Source organism: Cupriavidus sp. 05T313 (genome assembly GCF_056396665.1).
This window is the reverse complement of the sequence record NZ_JBFTLX010000590.1, coordinates 1-537: the sequence shown is the minus strand read 5'-3', so window position 1 is coordinate 537 and position 537 is coordinate 1. Positions and strand designations below refer to the sequence as shown.

At 41.7% G+C, this 537-nt stretch carries 1 protein-coding gene; it reads right to left on the bottom strand.

Annotation, left to right across the window (positions count from 1 at the left end):
* On the bottom strand, positions 1 to 382 hold a 382-nt coding region (locus AC1DKD_RS41895; RefSeq protein ID WP_477144819.1), incomplete at its 3' end, for a hypothetical protein.
* Positions 383 to 537: the final 155 nt, after the last annotated feature.

The window sequence follows — 537 nt, the reverse complement described above, 5'->3', positions numbered from 1 at the left end:
CAGCATAACCGTTTGCAATGACGACCTCACCAATAAAATCAGATAATTCGTTACAAATGTTTCTAATTTTAATTGAAACTGACTCTATTCGATTGAACACAAGTGTTGAGCCAGCCGCCAGATGCATCTCAACAAAATCTTTATTAAGTTGGATTTTAATTACCCCCACCTCAATACATCTTTTGCTATACCCCGCCGGGTCAATAAAATCCACTCCATTATGGATTCTCACACCAAGTGGACTTGATTGACTGGAGTATATTGACTCATCAAGATCGTGCCAGTCGAAAAATTTCCCTGTATAGCAAGATTTGAATAAAGCCGGATATCTCTCAAAATTCTCTTCAAAGAAACTGGATGCACTAATCGTCTCGGATATCATATCTTTACGGGGTCGCCTCTTTCCTAGTCCACGAAATATGGGTCCAAAGCTAATAACCTTATGACTAACCGACCATTTCGGCTACGCTGGCATTGGCTCATCAGGCGTAGCCGGTCTCAGCAAGGTGTGGTTTCGAGGGAAACCACCCTCAATTT